This window comes from Clostridium fallax, from assembly GCF_900129365.1.
Taxonomy (GTDB): domain Bacteria; phylum Bacillota; class Clostridia; order Clostridiales; family Clostridiaceae; genus Clostridium_AH; species Clostridium_AH fallax.
Window position 1 is genome coordinate 17799 of sequence record NZ_FQVM01000001.1, and the last position, 20933, is coordinate 38731.

Annotated in this window: 20 protein-coding genes; 2 read left to right on the forward strand and 18 right to left on the reverse strand. The window is 26.8% G+C overall.

Translation table 11 applies throughout. The features are described from left to right. Nucleotides 1–162 precede the first annotated feature (162 nt). From BUA70_RS00080 to BUA70_RS00130, 11 genes are all read right to left on the reverse strand, one after another. Complete coding sequence (locus BUA70_RS00080; RefSeq protein WP_072892191.1) at nucleotides 163–345, reverse strand: hypothetical protein; 183 nt, start codon at nucleotides 343–345, stop codon at nucleotides 163–165. A gap of 26 nt (nucleotides 346–371) precedes the next feature. Continuing rightward, nucleotides 372–2399 carry a methyl-accepting chemotaxis protein gene (locus BUA70_RS00085; RefSeq protein ID WP_072892192.1) on the reverse strand — a complete coding sequence of 676 codons (2028 nt, stop codon included), beginning with the start codon at nucleotides 2397–2399 and terminating at the stop codon, nucleotides 372–374. A gap of 189 nt (nucleotides 2400–2588) precedes the next feature. After that, nucleotides 2589–4613 carry a methyl-accepting chemotaxis protein gene (locus BUA70_RS00090; RefSeq protein WP_072892193.1) on the reverse strand — a complete coding sequence of 675 codons (2025 nt, stop codon included), beginning with the start codon at nucleotides 4611–4613 and terminating at the stop codon, nucleotides 2589–2591. Between the two features lie 247 nt (nucleotides 4614–4860). Next, nucleotides 4861–5361 carry a hypothetical protein gene (locus tag BUA70_RS00095; RefSeq protein WP_072892194.1) on the reverse strand — a complete coding sequence of 167 codons (501 nt, stop codon included), beginning with the start codon at nucleotides 5359–5361 and terminating at the stop codon, nucleotides 4861–4863. An 18-nt stretch (nucleotides 5362–5379) separates the two neighbouring features. Beyond that, a complete protein-coding gene (locus BUA70_RS00100; RefSeq protein ID WP_072892195.1) occupies nucleotides 5380–6018 on the reverse strand; it encodes a hypothetical protein in 639 nt (212 codons plus the stop codon). After that, complete coding sequence (locus tag BUA70_RS00105; protein ID WP_072892196.1) at nucleotides 6011–6781, reverse strand: hypothetical protein; 771 nt, start codon at nucleotides 6779–6781, stop codon at nucleotides 6011–6013. The genes BUA70_RS00100 and BUA70_RS00105 overlap by 8 nt, the downstream gene beginning before the upstream one ends. A 74-nt stretch (nucleotides 6782–6855) precedes the next feature. After that, nucleotides 6856–7512, reverse strand: a complete 657-nt coding sequence (locus tag BUA70_RS00110) for a TasA family protein (RefSeq protein ID WP_072892197.1) — start codon at nucleotides 7510–7512, stop codon at nucleotides 6856–6858. A gap of 535 nt (nucleotides 7513–8047) precedes the next feature. Continuing rightward, nucleotides 8048–8710 (reverse strand): nitrite/sulfite reductase domain-containing protein, encoded by a 663-nt coding sequence (locus tag BUA70_RS00115; RefSeq protein WP_072892198.1) that lies wholly within the window; start codon nucleotides 8708–8710, stop codon nucleotides 8048–8050. Between the two features lie 284 nt (nucleotides 8711–8994). Further along, entirely contained in the window at nucleotides 8995–9747 is a 753-nt protein-coding gene (locus BUA70_RS00120; RefSeq protein ID WP_072892199.1) for an acyl-CoA dehydratase activase, read from the reverse strand. 28 nt (nucleotides 9748–9775) lie between these two features. Beyond that, nucleotides 9776–10027 carry a putative Se/S carrier protein gene (locus BUA70_RS00125; protein WP_072892200.1) on the reverse strand — a complete coding sequence of 84 codons (252 nt, stop codon included), beginning with the start codon at nucleotides 10025–10027 and terminating at the stop codon, nucleotides 9776–9778. A gap of 1 nt (nucleotide 10028) precedes the next feature. Beyond that, nucleotides 10029–11291 carry a double-cubane-cluster-containing anaerobic reductase gene (locus tag BUA70_RS00130; RefSeq protein WP_072892201.1) on the reverse strand — a complete coding sequence of 421 codons (1263 nt, stop codon included), beginning with the start codon at nucleotides 11289–11291 and terminating at the stop codon, nucleotides 10029–10031. A gap of 499 nt (nucleotides 11292–11790) precedes the next feature. Here BUA70_RS00130 and glpT point away from each other — a divergent pair, with 499 nt between their 5' ends. Both glpT and BUA70_RS00140 read left to right on the forward strand, forming a co-directional pair. Then, complete coding sequence (gene glpT, locus BUA70_RS00135; RefSeq protein WP_072892202.1) at nucleotides 11791–13110, forward strand: glycerol-3-phosphate transporter; 1320 nt, start codon at nucleotides 11791–11793, stop codon at nucleotides 13108–13110. Between the two features lie 248 nt (nucleotides 13111–13358). After that, on the forward strand, nucleotides 13359–14057 hold the full coding sequence (locus tag BUA70_RS00140) for a TVP38/TMEM64 family protein (RefSeq protein ID WP_072892203.1): 699 nt from the start codon (nucleotides 13359–13361) through the stop codon (nucleotides 14055–14057). Between the two features lie 293 nt (nucleotides 14058–14350). Here BUA70_RS00140 and BUA70_RS00145 read toward each other — a convergent pair whose 3' ends face one another. The 7 genes from BUA70_RS00145 to BUA70_RS00175 form a co-directional block, all read right to left on the reverse strand. Further along, nucleotides 14351–15151 carry an ABC transporter permease gene (locus BUA70_RS00145; protein ID WP_423236771.1) on the reverse strand — a complete coding sequence of 267 codons (801 nt, stop codon included), beginning with the start codon at nucleotides 15149–15151 and terminating at the stop codon, nucleotides 14351–14353. 14 nt (nucleotides 15152–15165) lie between these two features. Then, on the reverse strand, nucleotides 15166–16122 hold the full coding sequence (locus BUA70_RS00150) for an ABC transporter permease (RefSeq protein ID WP_072892205.1): 957 nt from the start codon (nucleotides 16120–16122) through the stop codon (nucleotides 15166–15168). Between the two features lie 115 nt (nucleotides 16123–16237). Next, a complete protein-coding gene (locus BUA70_RS00155) occupies nucleotides 16238–17815 on the reverse strand; it encodes an ABC transporter substrate-binding protein (RefSeq protein WP_072892206.1) in 1578 nt (525 codons plus the stop codon). A gap of 237 nt (nucleotides 17816–18052) precedes the next feature. Continuing rightward, nucleotides 18053–18442, reverse strand: coding sequence for a dihydroxyacetone kinase phosphoryl donor subunit DhaM (gene dhaM, locus BUA70_RS00160; RefSeq protein ID WP_072892207.1), 390 nt, complete (start codon nucleotides 18440–18442; stop codon nucleotides 18053–18055). A gap of 36 nt (nucleotides 18443–18478) precedes the next feature. Beyond that, nucleotides 18479–19102, reverse strand: a complete 624-nt coding sequence (gene dhaL / locus BUA70_RS00165; protein ID WP_072892208.1) for a dihydroxyacetone kinase subunit DhaL — start codon at nucleotides 19100–19102, stop codon at nucleotides 18479–18481. Between the two features lie 50 nt (nucleotides 19103–19152). Further along, nucleotides 19153–20151, reverse strand: coding sequence for a dihydroxyacetone kinase subunit DhaK (gene dhaK / locus BUA70_RS00170; RefSeq protein ID WP_072892209.1), 999 nt, complete (start codon nucleotides 20149–20151; stop codon nucleotides 19153–19155). A 68-nt stretch (nucleotides 20152–20219) separates the two neighbouring features. After that, on the reverse strand, nucleotides 20220–20924 hold the full coding sequence (locus BUA70_RS00175; protein WP_072892210.1) for an MIP/aquaporin family protein: 705 nt from the start codon (nucleotides 20922–20924) through the stop codon (nucleotides 20220–20222). Between the last annotated feature and the right edge of the window lie 9 nt (nucleotides 20925–20933).

Genomic DNA, 20933 nt, shown 5'->3' on the forward strand with positions numbered 1-20933 from the left:
AAAATTTAATAATAAATTAGTTATTTCTCTTTAATTAAATTATAAAGAAAAAAACAACTTCTTTAAACAATTTAAAGAAGTTGTTTTCTATTTATTTATAAATTATTTTTTAATATAGCTTTATATGTATTTTAACTTTAAGTAAAATCCTTAAAAATTTAACTATTCTTTTTCTCCAAATGATTTAATTCCATAATATATAGTTAATGCTATATTTATTCCTGTAACTACGCCAAAAATTAATGATGGTGTTGTATTTCCTTTTAAAAAATTTATATAGGATATTGCTGAAGACAATATAGCAAAAAATAAAAATCTTATACATTCTTTAGTACTTTTTTTCATAATACCTCCTATGGATATATTAATAGTTATATATTAAATATATCGAAAGATTCATTAACGTTTTTAGCTAAATCTTTTATATTACTAGCTGAACTATAAATCTCTTGTGATGATGCACTCATCTCTTCTGCTGATGCAGTTATTTCCTCTGAAGATGATGATATCTCCTCTGCTATTGATGATATACTATTTATCTTTTCTAGAATTTCGTCTTTTCTTTTATCTAGCTCATTTGTAGAAGAATTCATTTTATTCATTAAAGGTGAAACTTCTTTAAGTGATGTACTAATCTCTTTAAAGCTACCTATAGCATTTTTTATTATTACTTGTTGAGCTTTAAACTCTTCATTCATCTTATTTGTGCTATTACTTATATCTTTATTATCTTCTAATATATTATTTGATATTGATATTATGTTTTCTGTAGCCTCTTTGCTTCTTTCTGCTAGTGTTCTAATTTCATCTGATACAACTGCAAACCCTTTTCCAGCCTCCCCAGCTCTTGCAGCTTCTATAGCTGCATTTAATGCTAAAAGATTTGTTTGATCTGATATTTCATTTATCAAATAAGTTATCTCATTTACCTTTAATATATTTTTATTCATAGAATCCATCTTATTTAAGAAATCTTTAAATGTATCTAAAATATTATTAAAATCATCTATAACCTTTTTCATCTCATTATTGCTATCTAAAGCTTTAATATTAGTGCTTTCTGTTAAATCATTAATGGTTATAAATTGTTCTTTTATTAAATCTACATTATTGCCAAAATCATTTGTTTTATCTACAACATCTTGGAGTGATTGTGCTTGCTCTGTAGCTCCATTTGCAACCTCTTCTATAGCTTTTGCTATATTTTTAGTTGTCTCTGTAAATTCTTTAGAAATACTATTTAAATTTTCTGATTGAGATGTAACCTTATAGGTATTACCCTTTATATCATTTATTATATTAGAAATTGAATTTTTCATATTTTCTAAAGCTCTTATACTTTCTCCTAGCTCATCATTTCTATTTATATACTTTTCATCTATTTTTGCTTTAAAGTTACCTTTTGCAATTTCTTTTATATAATCATTTATTTTATATATTAAATTAACTAATTTTTTGCTAATAAATAAAGCTAATATTATAGTTATAATTATTAAAAATACTATAGTATATAGAAAATCTTTCTTTAAAGAATCTAAAGAGCTTAATATATCGCTTTGTTCTACTACAGCACCTAATGTCCATCCATTTATATTTACTTGAGAATAAGCTAAATATTTTTTTATTCCATCAAATTTATATCCTCCAAAGCCTGATTCTCCTGCCATCATCTTTTTTTGAATAGCAACTATGGCCTCTAATTGTTTATTTTCTTTTACCTGATCTAATATATTATTTTTTCTATCTACTAACACCTTATTTTTATGGGCTATTGCCTCACCTTTTTTATTAAGTAAATAAACAAATCCCTTATTTCCCACTGCTATACTATTAGATACTTCACTTAAAAAATATCCACTTTTAATTCCTACTAAAATTTTGCTTACTTTATCATCTTCTTTTATTGGAACAGCAAATGGCAGTAAAAAAGTTTTATTATCATCAGTAAAATAAGGATCTCCTACACCATTTTCTCCTTTTAGTGCTTTCTCAAAATAATCCTTTCCCTTTAGGTTGGAATTGTTTCCATCATTATAAATAGTATTTCCATCTATAGATGCAATACCTACAGCTATAAAATCTTTTGCCTTACAAAATTTATTTAATAAATCTAGTTTTACTCTTTCATCAGTTCCTTCATTAATAATATAATCATTTAATTGTAAATCTGAAAGTGCATCAAATACAAAATCAATATGTTCATTAATTTCATCAGATGCAGATTTACTTATTTGAGTCATAAATTGTTCTGCTGTTATCTCAAGAGATTTTTTTCCATTTAAATAACTAATACTTAGTACAAATGCTGACATAACAGAAATTATTAATATTGTTGATAATATTATTTTTTCTTTAATACTTACTTTCCTTTTAGATTTTTTACTATTGTTTTTTTCCATATTCATCCCCCTACAAGAAATAATTGTTAAAGTAAGTTTATCGGTTTACTTTTATATAAACTTTACAAATTTTCCATATTAATTTAAATATAATTAAACTTTTTATTCTTTATAATGGTTATTTATGCATAAAAAAAGACAGTAAATATATACTGTCTTTTTCATATTAAACTTATCTTTATAACAATTTTATATATTAAATACATCAAAAGATTCATTAACATTTTTAGCTAAATCTTTTATATCACTAGCTGAACTATAAATCTCTTGTGATGATGCACTCATCTCTTCTGCTGATGCAGTTATCTCTTCTGAAGATGATGATATTTCCTCTGCTATTGCAGATATACTATTTATTTTTTCTAAAATTTCATCTTTTCTACTATCTAATTCCATTGTAGAAGAATTCATATTATCCATTAAAGGTGAAACTTCTTTAAGTGATGTGCTAATCTCTTTAAAGCTAGATATAGCCTTTTCTATTATTATTTGTTGAGATTTAAACTCTTCGTTCATTTTGTTTGTACTATTACTTATATCTTTATTATCTTCTAATATGTTATTTGATATTGAGATTATATTATCTGTAGCTTCTTTACTTCTTTCTGCAAGAGCTCTAATTTCTTCTGATACAACTGCAAACCCTTTTCCAGCCTCCCCAGCTCTTGCAGCCTCTATAGCTGCATTTAATGCTAACAGATTTGTTTGATCTGATATTTCATTTATCAAATAAGTTATCTCATTTACCTTTAATATATTTTTGTTCATAGAATCCATCTTATTTAAGAAATCTTTAAATGTTCCTAAAATGCTATTAAAATCATCTACAACTTTTCTCATCTCATTATTACTATCTAAAGCCTTAATATTAGTGCTTTCTGTTAGATTACTAATAGTTATAAACTGACCTTTCATGGAATCTACATTTTTACCAAAGTCATTAGTTTTATTCATAATATCTTGAAGTGATTCTGCTTGATCTGTAGCTCCGTTTGCAACTTCTTCTATAGCTTTTGCTATATTTTGAGTTGTCTCTGTAAATTCCTTTGAAATGCTATTTAAGTTTTCTGATTGGGAAGTAACTTTATATGTATTATCCTTTATATCATTTATTATATTAGAAATTGAGTTTTTCATTTTTTCTAAAGATCTTATAATGTCACCAATTTCATCATTTCTCTCTACATATTTTTTATCCATTGTAGCCTTAAAGTTACCTTCTGCTATTTCTTTTACATAATCATTTATATTATATATTAAATTAACTAATTTTTTACTAACAAATAAAGCTAATATTATAGTTAAAACTATTAATACTACAATAGTGTATAAAAAGTTTTTCTTAAGAGTGTCTAAAGAACTTAATATATCATCTTGATCTATTACAGCACCTAATGACCAGTCTGTTCCTTCTATAGAACTATATCCCATATATCTTCTATGTCCATCATACTCATACTTTCCAAAGCCTGATTTACCTGCCATCATATCTCTTTCAATTGCTGCTAATGGTTCTAGCCTTTTATCTTCTTTAACACTTTTATTTACATTATCTTTTTTAACTACTAAATCATTATCTCTATGTGCAATAACTTCCCCTTTTCCATTTATTATATATACAAATCCTGTTTTCCCTACTTTAAAGTTATTCGCAACAGTTCCTAAAAATCCCCCATCTTTAAGAGCTAATATTACTCCTGTAACTTTTCCATCTTCCTTTATTGGAACAGCGAATGGTAATAAGAAAAGATCCTTAACAACCTTACTAAAGTAAGGTATTCCTAAAGCTTTTTCACCCTTTAAAGCTTTTTCAAAATAATCTCTTCCCTTTACATTAACTTTAGCCCCATCACTATAAGTAACGTTACCATCTACATCGGCTATTCCTACAGTAATAAAGTTTTGTTGTTTGCAAAAATTATTTAATACGTTTACTCTTGTTTCTTCGTCTCCATTTATAACTTCACTATTTAATTCTAAAGTTGATACTTCTTTAAATATATCCCCTATTTTTTCCTTAAACTCATTTGAGGATGATTGTCCTATTTTTACTATGAACTCTTGTGCTGTTTTTTCAAGAGCATTTTTCGCATTGATAAAACTTACCATAGAAGTCAATGTTAAAATAAAAATCATCACAACTAACATAGCTGATATTATTTTTCCCTTTATACTCCCCCTTCTTTTTAAATTTTTTTTAACTCTCTTATTCATTTTTATCCCCCTAGCATTTAAGTAATTAGATTCACTTAAAATTATCGTTTCCAATTATTACTTGCTTAACTAAAATTTTATTATTTTAAGAAGAAAAGCTATATTAATTAGATATTTTACATAATTTCATTTAAATGTTTTACTTTGAATTAAATCTCTATAAAAAAAAGAGATATGTTATTTACTTAAACAACATATCCCTTCTCTTTAATATCAATTTTAAAACCAATCTATAAATAATCTAATTTTATTGATTATTTGTATCTAAATTACCATCAGAAGTTATATTTTCTTCATTTTTCACTTCATCATTTATAGAATTTTGATTTATAGGTTCTTCTCCATTATTTGTTTGATTATTATTATTTGAATCTACTTCATTTGATTGATTATTAGGATTTATGGTCTCAGTAGTTTCAGTAGATTCATTACTATTTTGACTATTTTCTTCTTCTAAATTAGGGACTTCTACATTAGGATTTTCATTATTAGAAGAATTACCCTCACTATTTTCTTTATTATTAGTTTCACCATTAGCATTTTCATTTGAATCTACTTTTTGATCTGTATTTTCATTATTTATTTGATCTTGATCTTTACTATTATTTTCTAATATATCATCATCTATTTCTATTCTATTTTCTTTTAATGTATCTTGACTCTTAAAATATGCATAACTACCTACTGTTCCTGTAAAAGCTAAAGTTAAACCCATCATTGTACCTATAATTATACTTTTTAATTTCATAATATACCTCCTTAGCTCCTACTCTTTAATACTATCATTAGTTTGAGTTGCTGTTACTTTAATATCAAATGTACATAAGATATCATCATATTTATCTTTAGTATTTTTTTGTAATGCGAATTTTCCTTCTATTTTTTCTCCTGGCTCTAGCACTGCAGGAATTCCTTTATGATAAATTATAATAGATTTGCTTTTAAACTCTGAAAAAGGTGCTACATATGTGTCTAAGCTTTCTCTTGATCCGTCTTTTTTAATTTTTGTAAATTCAATAGAATGTTTTATATTGCTTAGGTGTTTATTCTTTATTAAAGTTTGGTGCTCTTTATAATTTTCTATATTAAGCTTTAATTTTTGATTTAAGGTTCCTTTATTTTCAATAGTAAACTTATCATTTTTTATTGTAGTTCCATCTTTGTAATCATCATCATCATATTCTATATTAATTGGTTTATTTTTTTCAAGAAATACGGTTTGTAATGTTCCGGTTGTTATATTTAAATCAGGGTTTACTTTAACTTCATCTTTAAAATATGCGTAGCTCATGCCTGTTCCAATAGAACCAATAATTAATGCTAAAGCTAGTGCTTTTATACTTTCCTTTTTAAAAACCTTTAATCTTTTCTTTCTTCTTTCATTTCTACTTTCTCTATTATTCATCCCTATCACCTTCCTTTTTCTTGTTTTTTATAACAAAAAAAGTACCTAATGATAAGACTCCTATTCCTATTAAAGCTGAAGTGGCAGTACCTACTAAAGCTCCTGTTTTCGGCATACTATTAGATAAAGTGTTATTTGAGCTATCTTGTCCAGAGCTTCCTATATTACTATCATTACCACTATTATTACTATTATCTTCACCTTCTGTTTTGCTATCTAAAAGCTCATAATTAACAGCAATATTAAATTCATTTCTTAAATCCTGCAAATCATTATCTGCTTCTTTGTTAATAGAAAAATTCATCTTAAAGTTTTTCTTTTCCCCATTTTTTACTACTATATCATTAGATAATTTAATGCCATTTTTATCAAAAGCTTTATTTAAATTCCCCTTAAAAATCTCCTTATTCCCATCTAAAATAGTAATAATACAATTTTCCATAGTCTTTTTATGTTCTATATCATCTAATAATAGTTCTTTATTAGTCGTATTATTTTTTAAAGATATATGCTTTAAATTAAACTTTTTTATTTTTATATCATCATCGCTATTATTAGTAACAATAAATCCTTTACTTAAATTCATTCCTGGCTGCCAAAGTCCATCTCTATCTGAAAATATTCCTTCATCAATTCCATTTTCTGCATGAATTATAATATCTCCATCTTTTGGAGCTGCATAAGCTGTTATACTACTTGCAGATATTCCAAAAAATAAAGTTCCAATAAGCAAAGATTTAATTAACATTTTATTTTTTTTCAAAGTATCACCACGCTTTTGCCTTATTTATAATAAAGCCCTAAGAAACTTAGGGCTTTATTATATTAATTACTTAATTATTTTCCTTTATTAAGTTGATCAGCTATAACTGTTATAGTGTTTTTAGTTGTTTCTTCTAAATCAAATTCTATACCTTGTACATCAATATTTTTAACTACATTTGGAATTTCTTTTTTAAATTTCATTTCAATACCCATAGTAATGCTTTCATTTGGATTTAAAATATAATATTTATTATCTTCTAAAGTTACTTCTGGAGATGATGTTGCATTCTCTTCATCAGAAGTATTAAAATAAGCATATTTAATATCAAATATATCACTAACTAAAATCTTATTTCCATTGATATCCTTAGCTAAAACTGCATTATTTAATTCATCAATATTAAAAGTTAATCTTTGTTTTAATGTACCATTATTTTTAAACTTACTATATTTTTTAAATGTATCTCCTGGTCTAACATTTTCAAATTTATTTTCATCTAATTTTTTTGATTCTGTTTTTAAATCAGTTTCGTTTTTTGAATCTCCATCACTTAAATCGCATACGTACCAGTCTGATTCTTCAGAACCAAGTCTTAAAGTTCCAGTAGTTACTACCAAATTATTACTTGTTTTTGCTGTATCATTAAAATAAGCAAATGTTCCTAGTGCAGTTGCCCCCACTAATAATGCTCCTGATAATGCTAAAGCAGCTATTTTATTTTTTTTCATAAAAAGAATCCTCCTCCCAAATATAAAATTTAAATTCATAATATTTATTTAAGCAATTATTATTTTAAATTCACTTGGAATTAATTTCAATTTTTTTCATTCACCAAATTTCAATGCCTGTCCACACAAAGTTCCATAGTACAATTTTTAAATATTTTTAAAACAGATTCATCTTATTTATTCAACATCTTTTTCGATTAAAAAAATATTTTTTATAAAATTTATTTAATTTAAAGATTTTTAATTTAATTTTATAATATTTATTAGTCGAATTATTGCTATAAATTTTCTTATTTAATAATTTTATTTTTTAATATAACTATATATATTTTCTTTTAATACATTATTTTATATATTTTTTAGGTTTAATTTTTATAAATATAAAAATAGAGTATATAACTTTAAATCTTAAAGTTATATACCCTATTTAAGTATTTTAAATAGACTACATTATAAAAATTAATTTATTAACTTATAATCTTTTATTTTAATATAAATATATAAATATTATTTTATAAAAGTTCTTTAAAAAAATTTATACTTTTAAAACCTCTTCTTTAAATTTATCTATACCAATTCTATCTATAAAAAACCCTAGTTTTTCTCCAGCTTCTGCATTTTCCTTATAAATCTTAAAAAGATTATCTATTATTTTCAATACCTGCTCTTCATCAATGTCCTTTATTATTATATCTGCAAGCCTTGGATTATATCCACCAGAACCTCCAGCAGTTATAATAAGTCCTGTTTTATCTGCAATAACTCCTACATCTTTACTATAAACACTTCCACAGGCATTTCTACATCCTGCTACTCCTATTTTAGTTCTACAAGGCATTTCCATTCTTTGATATTTCTTAGATAATTTCATTCCTATTCCCATTGTATTATATTTAGCTCTCTTGCAAAATCCAGCTGGACATATTTCTACATTTTTAACTGAGTTTTGAGATACTACCGCTGGCTCCATACCAAGTTCTTCCCATATATTAGGTAAGTCCTCTTCCTTTAAATTTGTTATAAGAATTCTTTGACCAGAAGTTATTTTTAAAACTCCCTTATACTTTTTAGCAACTGTTGCTATTTTCCCTAAATTTTCTGGAGTTATAAATCCTCCAGGTATATGAGGAGTTATACCATAAGTTCTATTATCGTCTCTAACTTTTTGAAGATTCCCATAATAATTGCTCTTAACCATTTTATCTACTCCTTAGATCTATCTATATTAATTACAAAATTTTCATATTTTTATCTCTTTATTTTTATTAATGTAAAATTGTTTTATATATTAATACTTTAAATTGCTTTATTATAACTATATTATAACTATAATTTCAAAATATATCTGTAACATTTATTACAAAGAAAAAGAAAAATAAATATATTTATAAAAAAAATGCTTAACCATAAAACTTTTAAAAAAATTTTATAGCTAAGCATTTTAAAATAAAATTATTATTATAATTAAAAGAATTTTTTATTTTATTTAGCACTAAGAGCTGCACCTATTGCTCCTGCATAATGAGATAATTCATCAGTCTCTACATTAGATTCTAATTTTTTTGAAAGATTTTCAAGAATATAAGAGTTATTGCTAAGTCCACCAGTTAAAAAATATTCACTATTTCCTCCATATTTTGAACATAATGATTTAACCTTTGATGTTATTGAATCTACTATTCCATAAGCTATATCATTTTTACTTACTCCCTTTGCAATAAGTCCTATAACTTCTGATTCTGCAAATACAGTACACATAGAACTTATAGTAACATCTTTTCCTGTTCTTGCAAGGTCACAAAGTTCATCTATTTTAACTCCCATAAGATTACTCATAACCTCTAAAAATCTTCCAGTTCCAGCAGAGCATCTATCATTCATAAGAAAATTTTCAACTTTTCCCTTTTGTATAGAAATTATTTTTGTATCTTGTCCACCAATATCTATTACTGTGCAATCTTTATTATATAAATAATATGCACCTTTTCCATGACAGGTTATTTCTGTTATTGTTTTATTTGCAAAAGGAACAGAAACTCTTCCATATCCAGTTGCAACAACTTTACATTCTTCTATATTAGTTTTTAGATAACCTTCTATTTTTTCCTTTATAGAATTAGAAGTTTCTACACTACTCCATCCTGTTGGCATAATAAAATATTTAATTATTTCATTATCTTTAATAATTACTGTTTTAGCTGATGTAGATCCTATATCAATTCCTACTTTATACAAAAAATCCCCTCCTAATTTTATAAAGAAATTATTTATAAAAGTTTTTAATAGTACTTTCTATACTTTCTAAACTTTTATAATTAAGATGCTCTTTATTTATTAAATCTTTTATTTTCTCCTCATCATCTTTTTTATACATTATAGATATACCACAGCAAACAGATAATTTTCTAGGTGTTGGTGATATAACATATTTTATATTTTCCTTAGAAAGTGCTTCAGAAAATCTCATTCCATCTGTATGATTTTCAAAAAGTATATAATATTTTTTATTGTTCATTTTAAATCATTTCTAAAAAGGCTTCTATTCTTGTAGTTAACTGTCCTGCATCCTCATTAGAATAATCAGTTTCTATTCTCAAAATTGGTATATTATTTTCTTCTAGCACTTTTTTAAGACTTCTATGTTCAACTGCATATGTATGACAGAAAGATAGACAATAATCTATTACCCCATCTACTTTATATTCTTTGCTATATCTTACTATATCCTCTGCTCTTCCTTCATTTGGTGTAAAACATGCACAGTTTATTTTCATATATCTTTTTGCTATATTATAAGCTAATTCCTCTATGGTATCTCCTTCTTCTGAAACTTCATTTTCAAAATATCTAGATCCTGTACAGCTTTCTTCTAGTACAACCTCTGCATCTAAACTTTCAATAAGTGAATGAAGTTTCCAGTTTGGTACTGCCATAGGAGTTCCTGTAACTAAAATTCGCTTTTTATTATTTTTTATCTTTCCACTTTTAACTCTTTCTTCTAATTCATCACAAAGTTTATTAGTGTTTTCTATAAATCTTTTTGGATCATCATAAAAAGCTATTTGAGTTATTAATAAACAGTCTAATCCACTAATTGGTGATGGCTTATTTTTCCTTAAATCATTTAATCTTTTTAATGCTCTTCTTTTTTCATTGCAAAGTTTTATTCCAGCTTTTAATTTTTCTACTGTTAATTTATTTCCTGTTAGTTTTTCCATTCTATCTATAAAAGCTAATATTTCTTCTTTCCAATGTAAGATATCTTTTTCTCTTTTCATTTGTGGAAGATCCATTACATAAATATCTTTCTTATCTTTCATAATCTCCCAAGCTTTTTTCTTTCCATCACAGGTAGTTTCTCCTACTATAAGATCTGTTGATAAATAATATGGGCAGGTAGCATCTGTTGCTGCTCCCATAAATGCCTTTATTAGTGGACACATATTTTTAGGCATAACAGTTTCCCCTGATTGTACCCAAAACTCTGAACCAGCACATAAACCTATGCTTATAGCATCTAAAGCTAAAATAACTTCATCAGGAACAAAAACACAAAAAGTTCCTACTACTTTTCTTCCTTTTGCTCTTTCTTTATCTAATTCTTCAATTCTAAGACCATGGATTTCTGAAATTACCATATTAAAATAATTCATTCCTTCTGGTCTATCTTCTTGATTAAGATAAACTGAAGAATAAATCTCTGGTAACACCTCACATAATTTATCATGTCTTTTTAAATCCACACCTAAACGTTTCCATAATTCTGCATAATTTCCCATAATTACTCCCTCCTAACCATATTCATTATAACTCCAAATCCTTCCTTTTTGGTTTTATTTTATCAATAGATATTTAATAATCTATTAGTAAATTTAATATATATTTAAAACTTACTTTTTAAAATATACATTTTTCATAAAAAATATATATTATGAACGTAGAAATATTAGTTATTATGCTAAATCGATAAAGTTTTTTAAATACTTTATTCATTTTGTTCAAAAATAATTAATTTTTAACTATATTTTTAAAAAAAATCATTTAAATTTGTTTTTATATAATATATTTATTTTGTTAACAAATTATGAACTAATGGCAAATACAAATTATTCCATTGAAAACGTTTCATGCATTTGCTAATATTTAACCGGTAAACAAAATAAATATATTAACTAGATTTTTTGTAGGCAGAGATTAGTAGAGAAGCCCTATTTAAATTCACTAAGTGATTTTAAATAGGGCTTTTATATTAAAATTGCTAGAAGGGAATGACGTATTATGCTAAATTTTTTAAAACCTGCACCTCATATTGCAAGATTACCTGAAGAAAAAATTGATAAGTCTTATAAAAGACATCGTCTTCAAGTCTTCATATGCATATATATAGGTTATTTAACTTACTATTTTGTTAGAAGTAACTTTGCTTTAGCTAAAGCTTACTTAGTAAATGAAGGATTTACCACCACTCAATTAGGCTTTGTTGCTTCGGCTTTAGGAATCGCTTATGGTATAAGTAAATTCGTTATGGGAAACCTTTCAGATAGATCTAATCCAAGATATTTCTTAGGAATAGGTTTAATAGCATCGGGAATTGTAAACTTATTCTTCCCTTTCACATCAAGTGTTTCAATAATGTTTATATTAATGCTACTTAATGGTTGGGTTCAAGGAATGGGATGGCCACCTTGTGGTAGAACAATGACTCATTGGTTTTCTGATAAAGAACGTGGATTTAAAATGTCAATTTGGAATACTGCCCATAATGTTGGTGGTGGATTAGTTGCTACAATAGCATTAATAGGGGTTTCAATGTTTCATAGTTGGAAAGGAATATTTTTCTTACCTGCTATAATCGCAATTATTGTTGGAATTTTATATATAGTTTTTGCAAAAGATACTCCTCAATCAGTAGGACTTCCTCCTATAGAAGAGTATAAAAATGATTATCCAGATATACCTGTAGCAGACAGAGAAAAAGAGTTATCTGGTAAAGAGATATTATTTAAATATGTTTTAAACAACAAATTCTTATGGTTTATTGCTCTAGCTAATGTATTCGTATATTTAGTTAGATATGGTGTAATTAACTGGGTTCCTACATATCTTGAATCAGTTAAACATTTTTCTCCAAAGGATTCTTCAATAGCTTTTGCATTATTTGAATATGCTGCTATTCCTGGAACTATAATAATTGGATGGCTTAGTGATAATATATTCCATGGTCGTCGTGCTCCTTTAGGAATATTTTGTATGTTTGGTGTTGTAATTGCAGTATTAGTCTATTGGAATAGTTCAAGCTTCCTTGCAATAAACTGTGCCTTAGCATCTATAGGTGCTTTAATATATGGGCCTGTTATGTTGATTGGTGTTAGTGCTTTAGACTTAGTACCAAAAAAAGCTGCAGGGACTGCTGCTGGATTTACTGGCCTATTTGGATATATGGGCGGTGAAGTATTAGCAGAATTACTTTTAGGTGCTTTAGTTGAAAAGTTTGGATGGAACGGTGGCTTTATGCTATTAATTTGTGCAGCTGTATTGGCAATAGTATTCCTATCCTTTACTTGGAATGTACATAATACAGCTAAAGAGGAAAATTAAATATCTATTTTCATTAAATAATATAAAGTTATATAAAATAGTAATTTTATTTTTAATAAAAATTTTTCTAAATACCCACAAAAAGGAGAGCTATGCTAAAATAATTAATTATTTTAACATAGCTCTCCTTTATTTTCACATAAATCATTTTTATAATATATTTTTCTATTTTATTATGAACTTACCTACTTTAAAATGTTATACTTAAAGTATAATGTGAAAAATTTTCCAAATAGATAGGTGTCATTATGAAAACTAAACTAAAAAAATTATTAAATATTTCTTTAATTATAATTTTAACATTAATATCTGTTTATCTAATAATATATTTTTTAGAAGATATTATTAAAATAATAAAAAATCCTAAAATCCTTAGGGATAATATTTTGTCTTATGGATCTTTATCTTTTGTTGTATTCATATTTCTTCAAATTGTACAATGTATATTCTTTTTTTTAATTCCAGGACAAATAATAAATATAACCGGCGGATATATTTTTGGTCCATATTTAGGATTTTTATTTAGTTTTATAGGCTTAATTTTAGGTGTTTCTATAAATTATTTTATAGCTTTTAAACTTGGTAAAAAATACCTAATGAAACTTATTCCCAAAAAACAGCATAGTAAAATAAATAAATTATTAAGTTTAGTAGATAATAATAAAGTTATTTTTATTATTTATTTAATTCCTGGTACTCCTAAAAGTTTAATCCCATATATTTGTGGACTATCTGGCTATAACTATAAAGAATATTTAATATACTCTTCTATGGGTAGATTTCCTGTGGTATTAGTTTCCTCCTTTATAGGTTCTAATATATACGGTAAAAACTTTAAATCTTTAATTATATTAATAGTAATTATATTATTAGGGTCTTTTATTGGATTAACTAAAGGTGAAGCTATTGCAAATAAATTTTCTAAAAGGTCTAAAAAATCTTCCTAAATAAAATTTATATAATTTAATATGAATATAAATAGTTATAACAGTTAAACTACAAAAATTTTATAATTGTTTTATTTCACATAAAAATACATAAAATAAAAACTATGAAATTTAGATGTTAAATCTACTTTAATAGTTTTATTATTGTTATAATATTACCTTAAAATGGTATAAAATTTAAATATATAATCTTTAGATAGAATATCTAAAGATTATATATCTAAATAAATTGATTTAATCAAATTTTATTAAACTATCTAAATTCTACATTAGTGATATAAATTTTATATTAATTACATACTAATATTCTCTCTTAATCTATCTCCTAGCATATTAAAACTTAAAACAGTAATCAAAATTAATAAACCTGGAAAAATAGCTAATGTAGGTCTATCCATCATCTGACTTTGTGCATTCTGAAGCATACTTCCCCAAGATGATGTAGGTGCTTGCACTCCAAGACCTAAAAAACTTAAAGATGATTCTGTAATAATAGCTCCTGCAACATTTATAGTAGATGCTACTATTACTGTATTCATAATATTTGGTATTATATGTTTTGTTATTATTCTATATTCTCTAATCCCTTGAGACTCTGCACAAATAACATAATCTCTTTCTTTAATAGATAATGTTTCACTTCTTACAATTCTTGCTATGTTCATCCAACTAAATAAAGATATTATTATAATTATAGTTCTAAGTCCCGGTTTAAAATAAATATTTAAAATAAGTATTATAAAAAAGCTAGGTATACACATAAGAATATCTAAAGATCTCATTATAAAAGAATCTATCCATCCACCAAAATAACCACTTATTGTACCAACTAAAGTTCCTATAACACAAGAAATTATCATAGAACAAAATCCTACACTTAAAGAAACCCTGCCTCCATACAATGCTCTTGTTAGATAGTCTCTTCCCATATCATCTGTACCAAAAAGATGTTTTAAACTTGGTTCTTGTAATCTATCATTTATATTTATACCATTAGGATCATAAGGTGATAAAAAAGCGAATATACTTAAAAGAACTAACGAAATTAATATTATAACACTTATTTTTGCTCGCTTATCTTTCTTTATTACCATTACTATATCTTTAATCATTCTAATTCCACCGCCTTTATTCTAGGATCTACAAATCCATAAAGTATATCTGAAATTAAATTTCCTATTATAAGAAGTAATGATGATATCATAGTTATTGCCATTATCACCGGATAATCAAAGCTAAAGATAGCATTTACTCCCATTCTCCCCATACCAGGCCATCCAAAAATAGTTTCTGTAATAAAAGCTCCTGTTACAAGGTCTGGAAGAGACATTCCAAGAATAGTTACTATAGGTAATAAAATATTTCTTAATATATGCTTATAAAAAATAATTTTATTAGGTACTCCTTTTCCTTTTGCTGTTCTTACATAATCTCTTGTTTTTTCTACAATAGCCTTTCCCCTTATATATCTACTTATTACAGAAAAACTGCCAAAGCTTAAAACTAAAGCTGGCATTATAAGATGATGAATTACATCTAAAGTAGAATCTACTCCTGGAGAATGCATACCTACACTTGGTAATATTTGAAGTTTTACTGCAAATATTATTATGAGTATCATTGCAAACCAAAAACTAGGTATAGATATTCCAATATAAGAAATTACAGAAAATATTTTATCAAATTTACTGTTTTGATAATGAGCACTTATAAGTCCTATAGAGATTCCTAAAACTAAAGAAAGTACTAATGACGTACCCATGAGTAAAAAGGTTGCTGGAAGTCTTTCTAAAATTTCTTGTCCAACAGGTCTATAATCTACTAAAGAATATCCTAAATCCCCTTTTAATGTGTTTTTTAGCCACTGTAAATATTGAATAGGTATAGGTTTATCTAAACCTAAATTTGTTCTAACATTTTGTATATCTTCTTGAGACATTTTTGGTGTTACATAAGACATTACTGGATCTCCTGGTGCCATATGCATTATTGTAAAGGAAATTATAGATACAACTATTAATATTGGTATGGCTTGTAGAAATCTTTTTAATATATACTTTCCCATAGGTAATACTCCTTAAATTAAGTTTTACTTAAAACAAATTATTAACTTAAAATAAGGTGTCCCTTAGGACACCTAAAGATTTTCTAAATTTATTAATTAATATTTTTGATTAAAACTATTTAATATAAAGTTTTCCTAAATTTCTAAACATAAATATAGGAGCTGGTTGGGCTTCATCGGCTCCACCAATCTTTTTATCTAAAGCTACAATTGATTTTGGATAACATATTGGATAAATTGGCAATTCTTCTGCTAATAATTTTTGAATATCTACATATATTTCATCTCTTTTTTTAGAATCTGTTTCTATATTAGCTTTATTAAATAATTCATTTACTTTATCATCACTAAACTCAATAAAGTTATTTCCTCCACCAGTTTTAAATATTGATCCATAGGAACTTGGATCATTGCCCATTACATATCCATTAAATGCTATATCAAAAGCATCATTTGTTTTTGGAGTAAATAATTTTTGAATAAACGCATTTCTTTCCATAGGAACAAGTTCTATATCTATTCCTATTTCTTTAAGACTTTTTTGAATTATTAAGGCTTGAGTTTCTTGTCCCTTATCTCCAGTGGTATATGTTAATTTAAGTTTTATATTTTCTACACCTGCATTTTTTAATAACTCTTTTGCTTTATCAATATTTTTATCATATTTTTCAACATCATTTGTAAATTGTGGTACATCTGGTGTAAATACTGAATAAGCTAACTCTGCATAATCAGTGGATATCTCTGAAGCTTTTAAAAGTTCTGTTTTATCTAAAGCATAAGCTATAGCTTGTCTTACTTCTACTTTTGCTAAGTTAGGATTTTTCATCATAAATATTATGTTATTATTCATACCTTCATCAAAAGTAATTATATTAGCTTTATCTTTAAAGTCATTAACTGATTGTGGTGAAATATATAAGGCAGAAACCTCACCTGATAAAAATGCTGATTTAGATGAATTAGCATCTGGAATAACCCTATAAACAACAGTATCTATATGAGCCTTGTTTCCAAAATAATTATCATTTCTTACTAATGTTACACTTTCACCTTTTTTAAATTCCTTAAACTTATATGGACCACTGCCTATTGGTTCATCATTTTTAGGGCTTTTAGATATATCTGTCTCACCTTCATAAACGTGTTTTGCTATTGGTGAAAAATCTGAAAGTTTTGATGGAAAAGACATATCCAGTGTTGGTAAAGTAAACTCTACTGTTACATCATCAACTTTTTTATATTGTACTGGTTTATCGTCTATCATAAAATCTTCCCTTTTCATGCAGTTTTGACTTTTATCCATTATCTTATCTAATGTGAATACTACATCATCTGCTGTTAAAGGTTTTCCATCATCCCATTTTAACCCTTCTTTAAGCTTTAAAGTATAATGTAAATAGTCCTCAGAGTTTTTCATACTATCTGCCAAATAATATTCATATTTTCCATCATTAATAACATATAGAGGAGAATATATAGCATTATTAATTGTCATAGTTACTCTATCATTTCCATACATAGGATTTAATCCCTTTGGATCTCCACCTACGGCAAAAGTAATAGTTCCTCCATCTTTTATCTCACCATCTTTTTTAGTGGCATCATTTGCTGCATTATTGGAACCACCACATCCTGTTAACAGTAACATCGATGATGCTAATACTGCTGCAAAAACTTTTTTTAATTTCATTTCTCTACCCCCAATACCTAATTATCAATCTATATAAATTATACATTTACATATTTATACAATCTAATACATAATATTCATAGCTTCTTCAAAAACTATTATGTTTATCAATAACATATATTTATTATTAAAAAAATAAAAAAGTACTAACTATTTAGAGAAAATTTTCATATTCTTTCCCAAATATAGTTAGTACTTTAAAAATTCTATGAATTTTTATAAATTATTAATTATATCTTATGGCATCTTGCCTAGCTCTAGATTTTTTAGTGCTTTTTTTATTTCTTCTTTAGATTTACCAATGCTACTTTCTACTATAGCCGTTATAGCTCCTTCAACTAAAGCAGCATCTATTATTTCAACATTCTTTTGTTTATCCTCATCTAAAAACTCTATAGCCATTTCCGTATTCATATAAGCACTGCCTAAATCGAATAATACAATAACTCCATCTTCACAATAAACACTTTCAATAGCTTCCATAATTTTATTAGCATCAGTTCCTAATCTTCCATCTGCAGTTCCTCCTGCTAAGGCTAGATTAGCATCTGGTGCCATTTGAAGAGATAATTCTTTTATTCCATTTGCAATATCTTCACTATGGGATACTAAAACAATTCCTACCATTAAAAACTCTCCACCTCTCTATATTAAAGTTTTAGATTATAAACTATCATATATTGCAGAAAGAATAACTGCTGAAGATGTAGCTCCAGCATCTTGATGACCTAAGCTTCTTTCCCCTAAGTAACTAGCTCTACCCTTTGTTGCAATTATAGTTTTTGTATATTCAACACCTTCATAAGCGGCATTTTTCATAACTTCCAAAACTTCCTTTGGACTTTTTCCATCTTCAATGGCTTTCTTTCCTTCTTCATAGGCTGGTATTAAAGAGTCTAGCATTGTTTTTTCTCCTTTTTTAGCCTTACCTCTCATTTTTATACCTTCTATTGCAATATTCATCATTTCAATAAAATCTTCTATAGAAATTTCTTCTTTTCCTTTGGCATATATGGAAGCTTTCATAAAAGCTGTTCCATATAAAGGTCCTGAGGCTCCCCCTACTGTTGAAACTAAAGTCATACCAACTTTTTTTAATAAATTTCCAATATCTTTGTCAGTATCACATTTTATTTTCTCACTAACAGCACTAAATCCTTTGCTCATATTAAGACCATGGTCTCCATCTCCTATTGCTGCATCTAGTTCTGTAAGATATAACTTTTTATCATTTATTTTATCTGTTACATTATTTAATATTTCTACTATTTTTGTGCTATTAACCATAAAGTTGTTACCTCCACATTTAATATAATGTAATTTTAGTTTTTATAAATTTAATTTACTTTAAATGCAATAGTATCTGATTCTTCGTCTAGTAATTTTTCTAACTTATCATTAAGTCTTAAAATTGTAACTGAAAAACCAGCCATCTCTAAAGATGTCATATACTCCCCTATAAAAGTTCTATGAACTTTTATTCCTCTATCTTCCATAAGCTCATGTACCTTTTTATTTATTATATATAATTCCATATAAGGAGTAGCAGCTAACCCATTTATCATTATAGCAACCTTATCTCCCTTTGATATTTGAATGTCCTCTAAAACTTTATTAACTAAGTGTTCAGCTATTTCATCAGCTGTTTTTATTTTTTCTCTATGAGTTCCAGGCTCCCCATGTATACCTATTCCTATTTCCACCTCATCATCTGCTAAAGTGAAATTAGGTTTTCCTGCTGCCGGAACAATACAAGAACTTAATGCCATCCCCATACTTCTCACATTAGAAATAACAGATTCTGCAACTGTTTTTACCTCTTCAAGAGATGCTCCACTTTCTGCCATAGCTCCTGCTATTTTATGAACAAAAACTGTTCCTGCTATTCCTCTTCTTCCAGCAGTATAAGTACTATCTTCAACAGCTACATCATCATCAACTATAACTGCCTCAACTTTAATTCCATCCATTTCAGCCATTTCTTTAGCTATATCAAAATTCATAGTATCGCCTGTATAATTTTTAACTATCAAAAGTACACCTTTTCCAGAATCTACTGCTTTTATAGCTTCATAAATTTGATCTGGTGTTGGAGATGTAAAAACTTCACCTGCTACTGCAGCATCTAACATTCCTTTTCCTACATATCCACCATGAGCAGGTTCATGACCACTTCCGCCACCACTAACTAATCCTACTTTTCCCTTTATAGGAGCGTCTTTTCTTACTATTACATTAAACCCATCAATTAATCTTATATATTCTGGATAAGCTAATGACATCCCATCTAACATATCCTCAACTACATCATCTACATTATTTATTAACTTTTTCATCAAAATCCCTCCAAACCATACATTCTCAATATTTTAATCCATATTTTTCAATTATGATTGATTTTTAACTAACAAACTAAATGAAATACTAAAGCACCAAATACTCCACCTAGTATTGGAGCAACTACAGGAATCCAAGCATATTGCCATTCTGAGTCACCTTTATTTGGTACTGGGAATATGTAGTGCGCAAGTCTTGGTGCAAAATCTCTTGCTGGGTTTATTGCATAACCAGTAGTACCACCAAGTGATAATCCAATTACCCATATTAATAATCCAACTGCAAATGGTTGAACACCTGTAGCCATTTCTTGAGTAGTTATTCCTAAAATTCCAAATAATAATATAAAAGTTCCTATAAATTCGCTTACAAAGTTAAAAAACTTATTGTTTATTGCTGGGCCTGTACAAAATGTTCCAAGTATTGCACCCTTATCATCTGTAACTTGGTAATGATTGTAGTAGAACACATAAACTAAAAATGCACCTATAAATCCACCTATTAATTGAGCTATTATGTATCCTGGTACCTCTGCCCATGGGAATTTACCTACAGCTGCTAACGCTACTGTAACTGCTGGATTAAAATGCGCTCCACTAATTCCTCCAAATATGTATACTGGAATTGCAACAGCTAAAGCCCAACCAGTTGTTATAACTATCCAGCCACCGCCAGCTCCTTTAGTTTTCTTTAATACTACGTTGGCAACAACACCATCACCTAATAGAATTAAGATCATTGTTCCAAGTACCTCTGCTATGTACTTTTCCATAAAAATTCC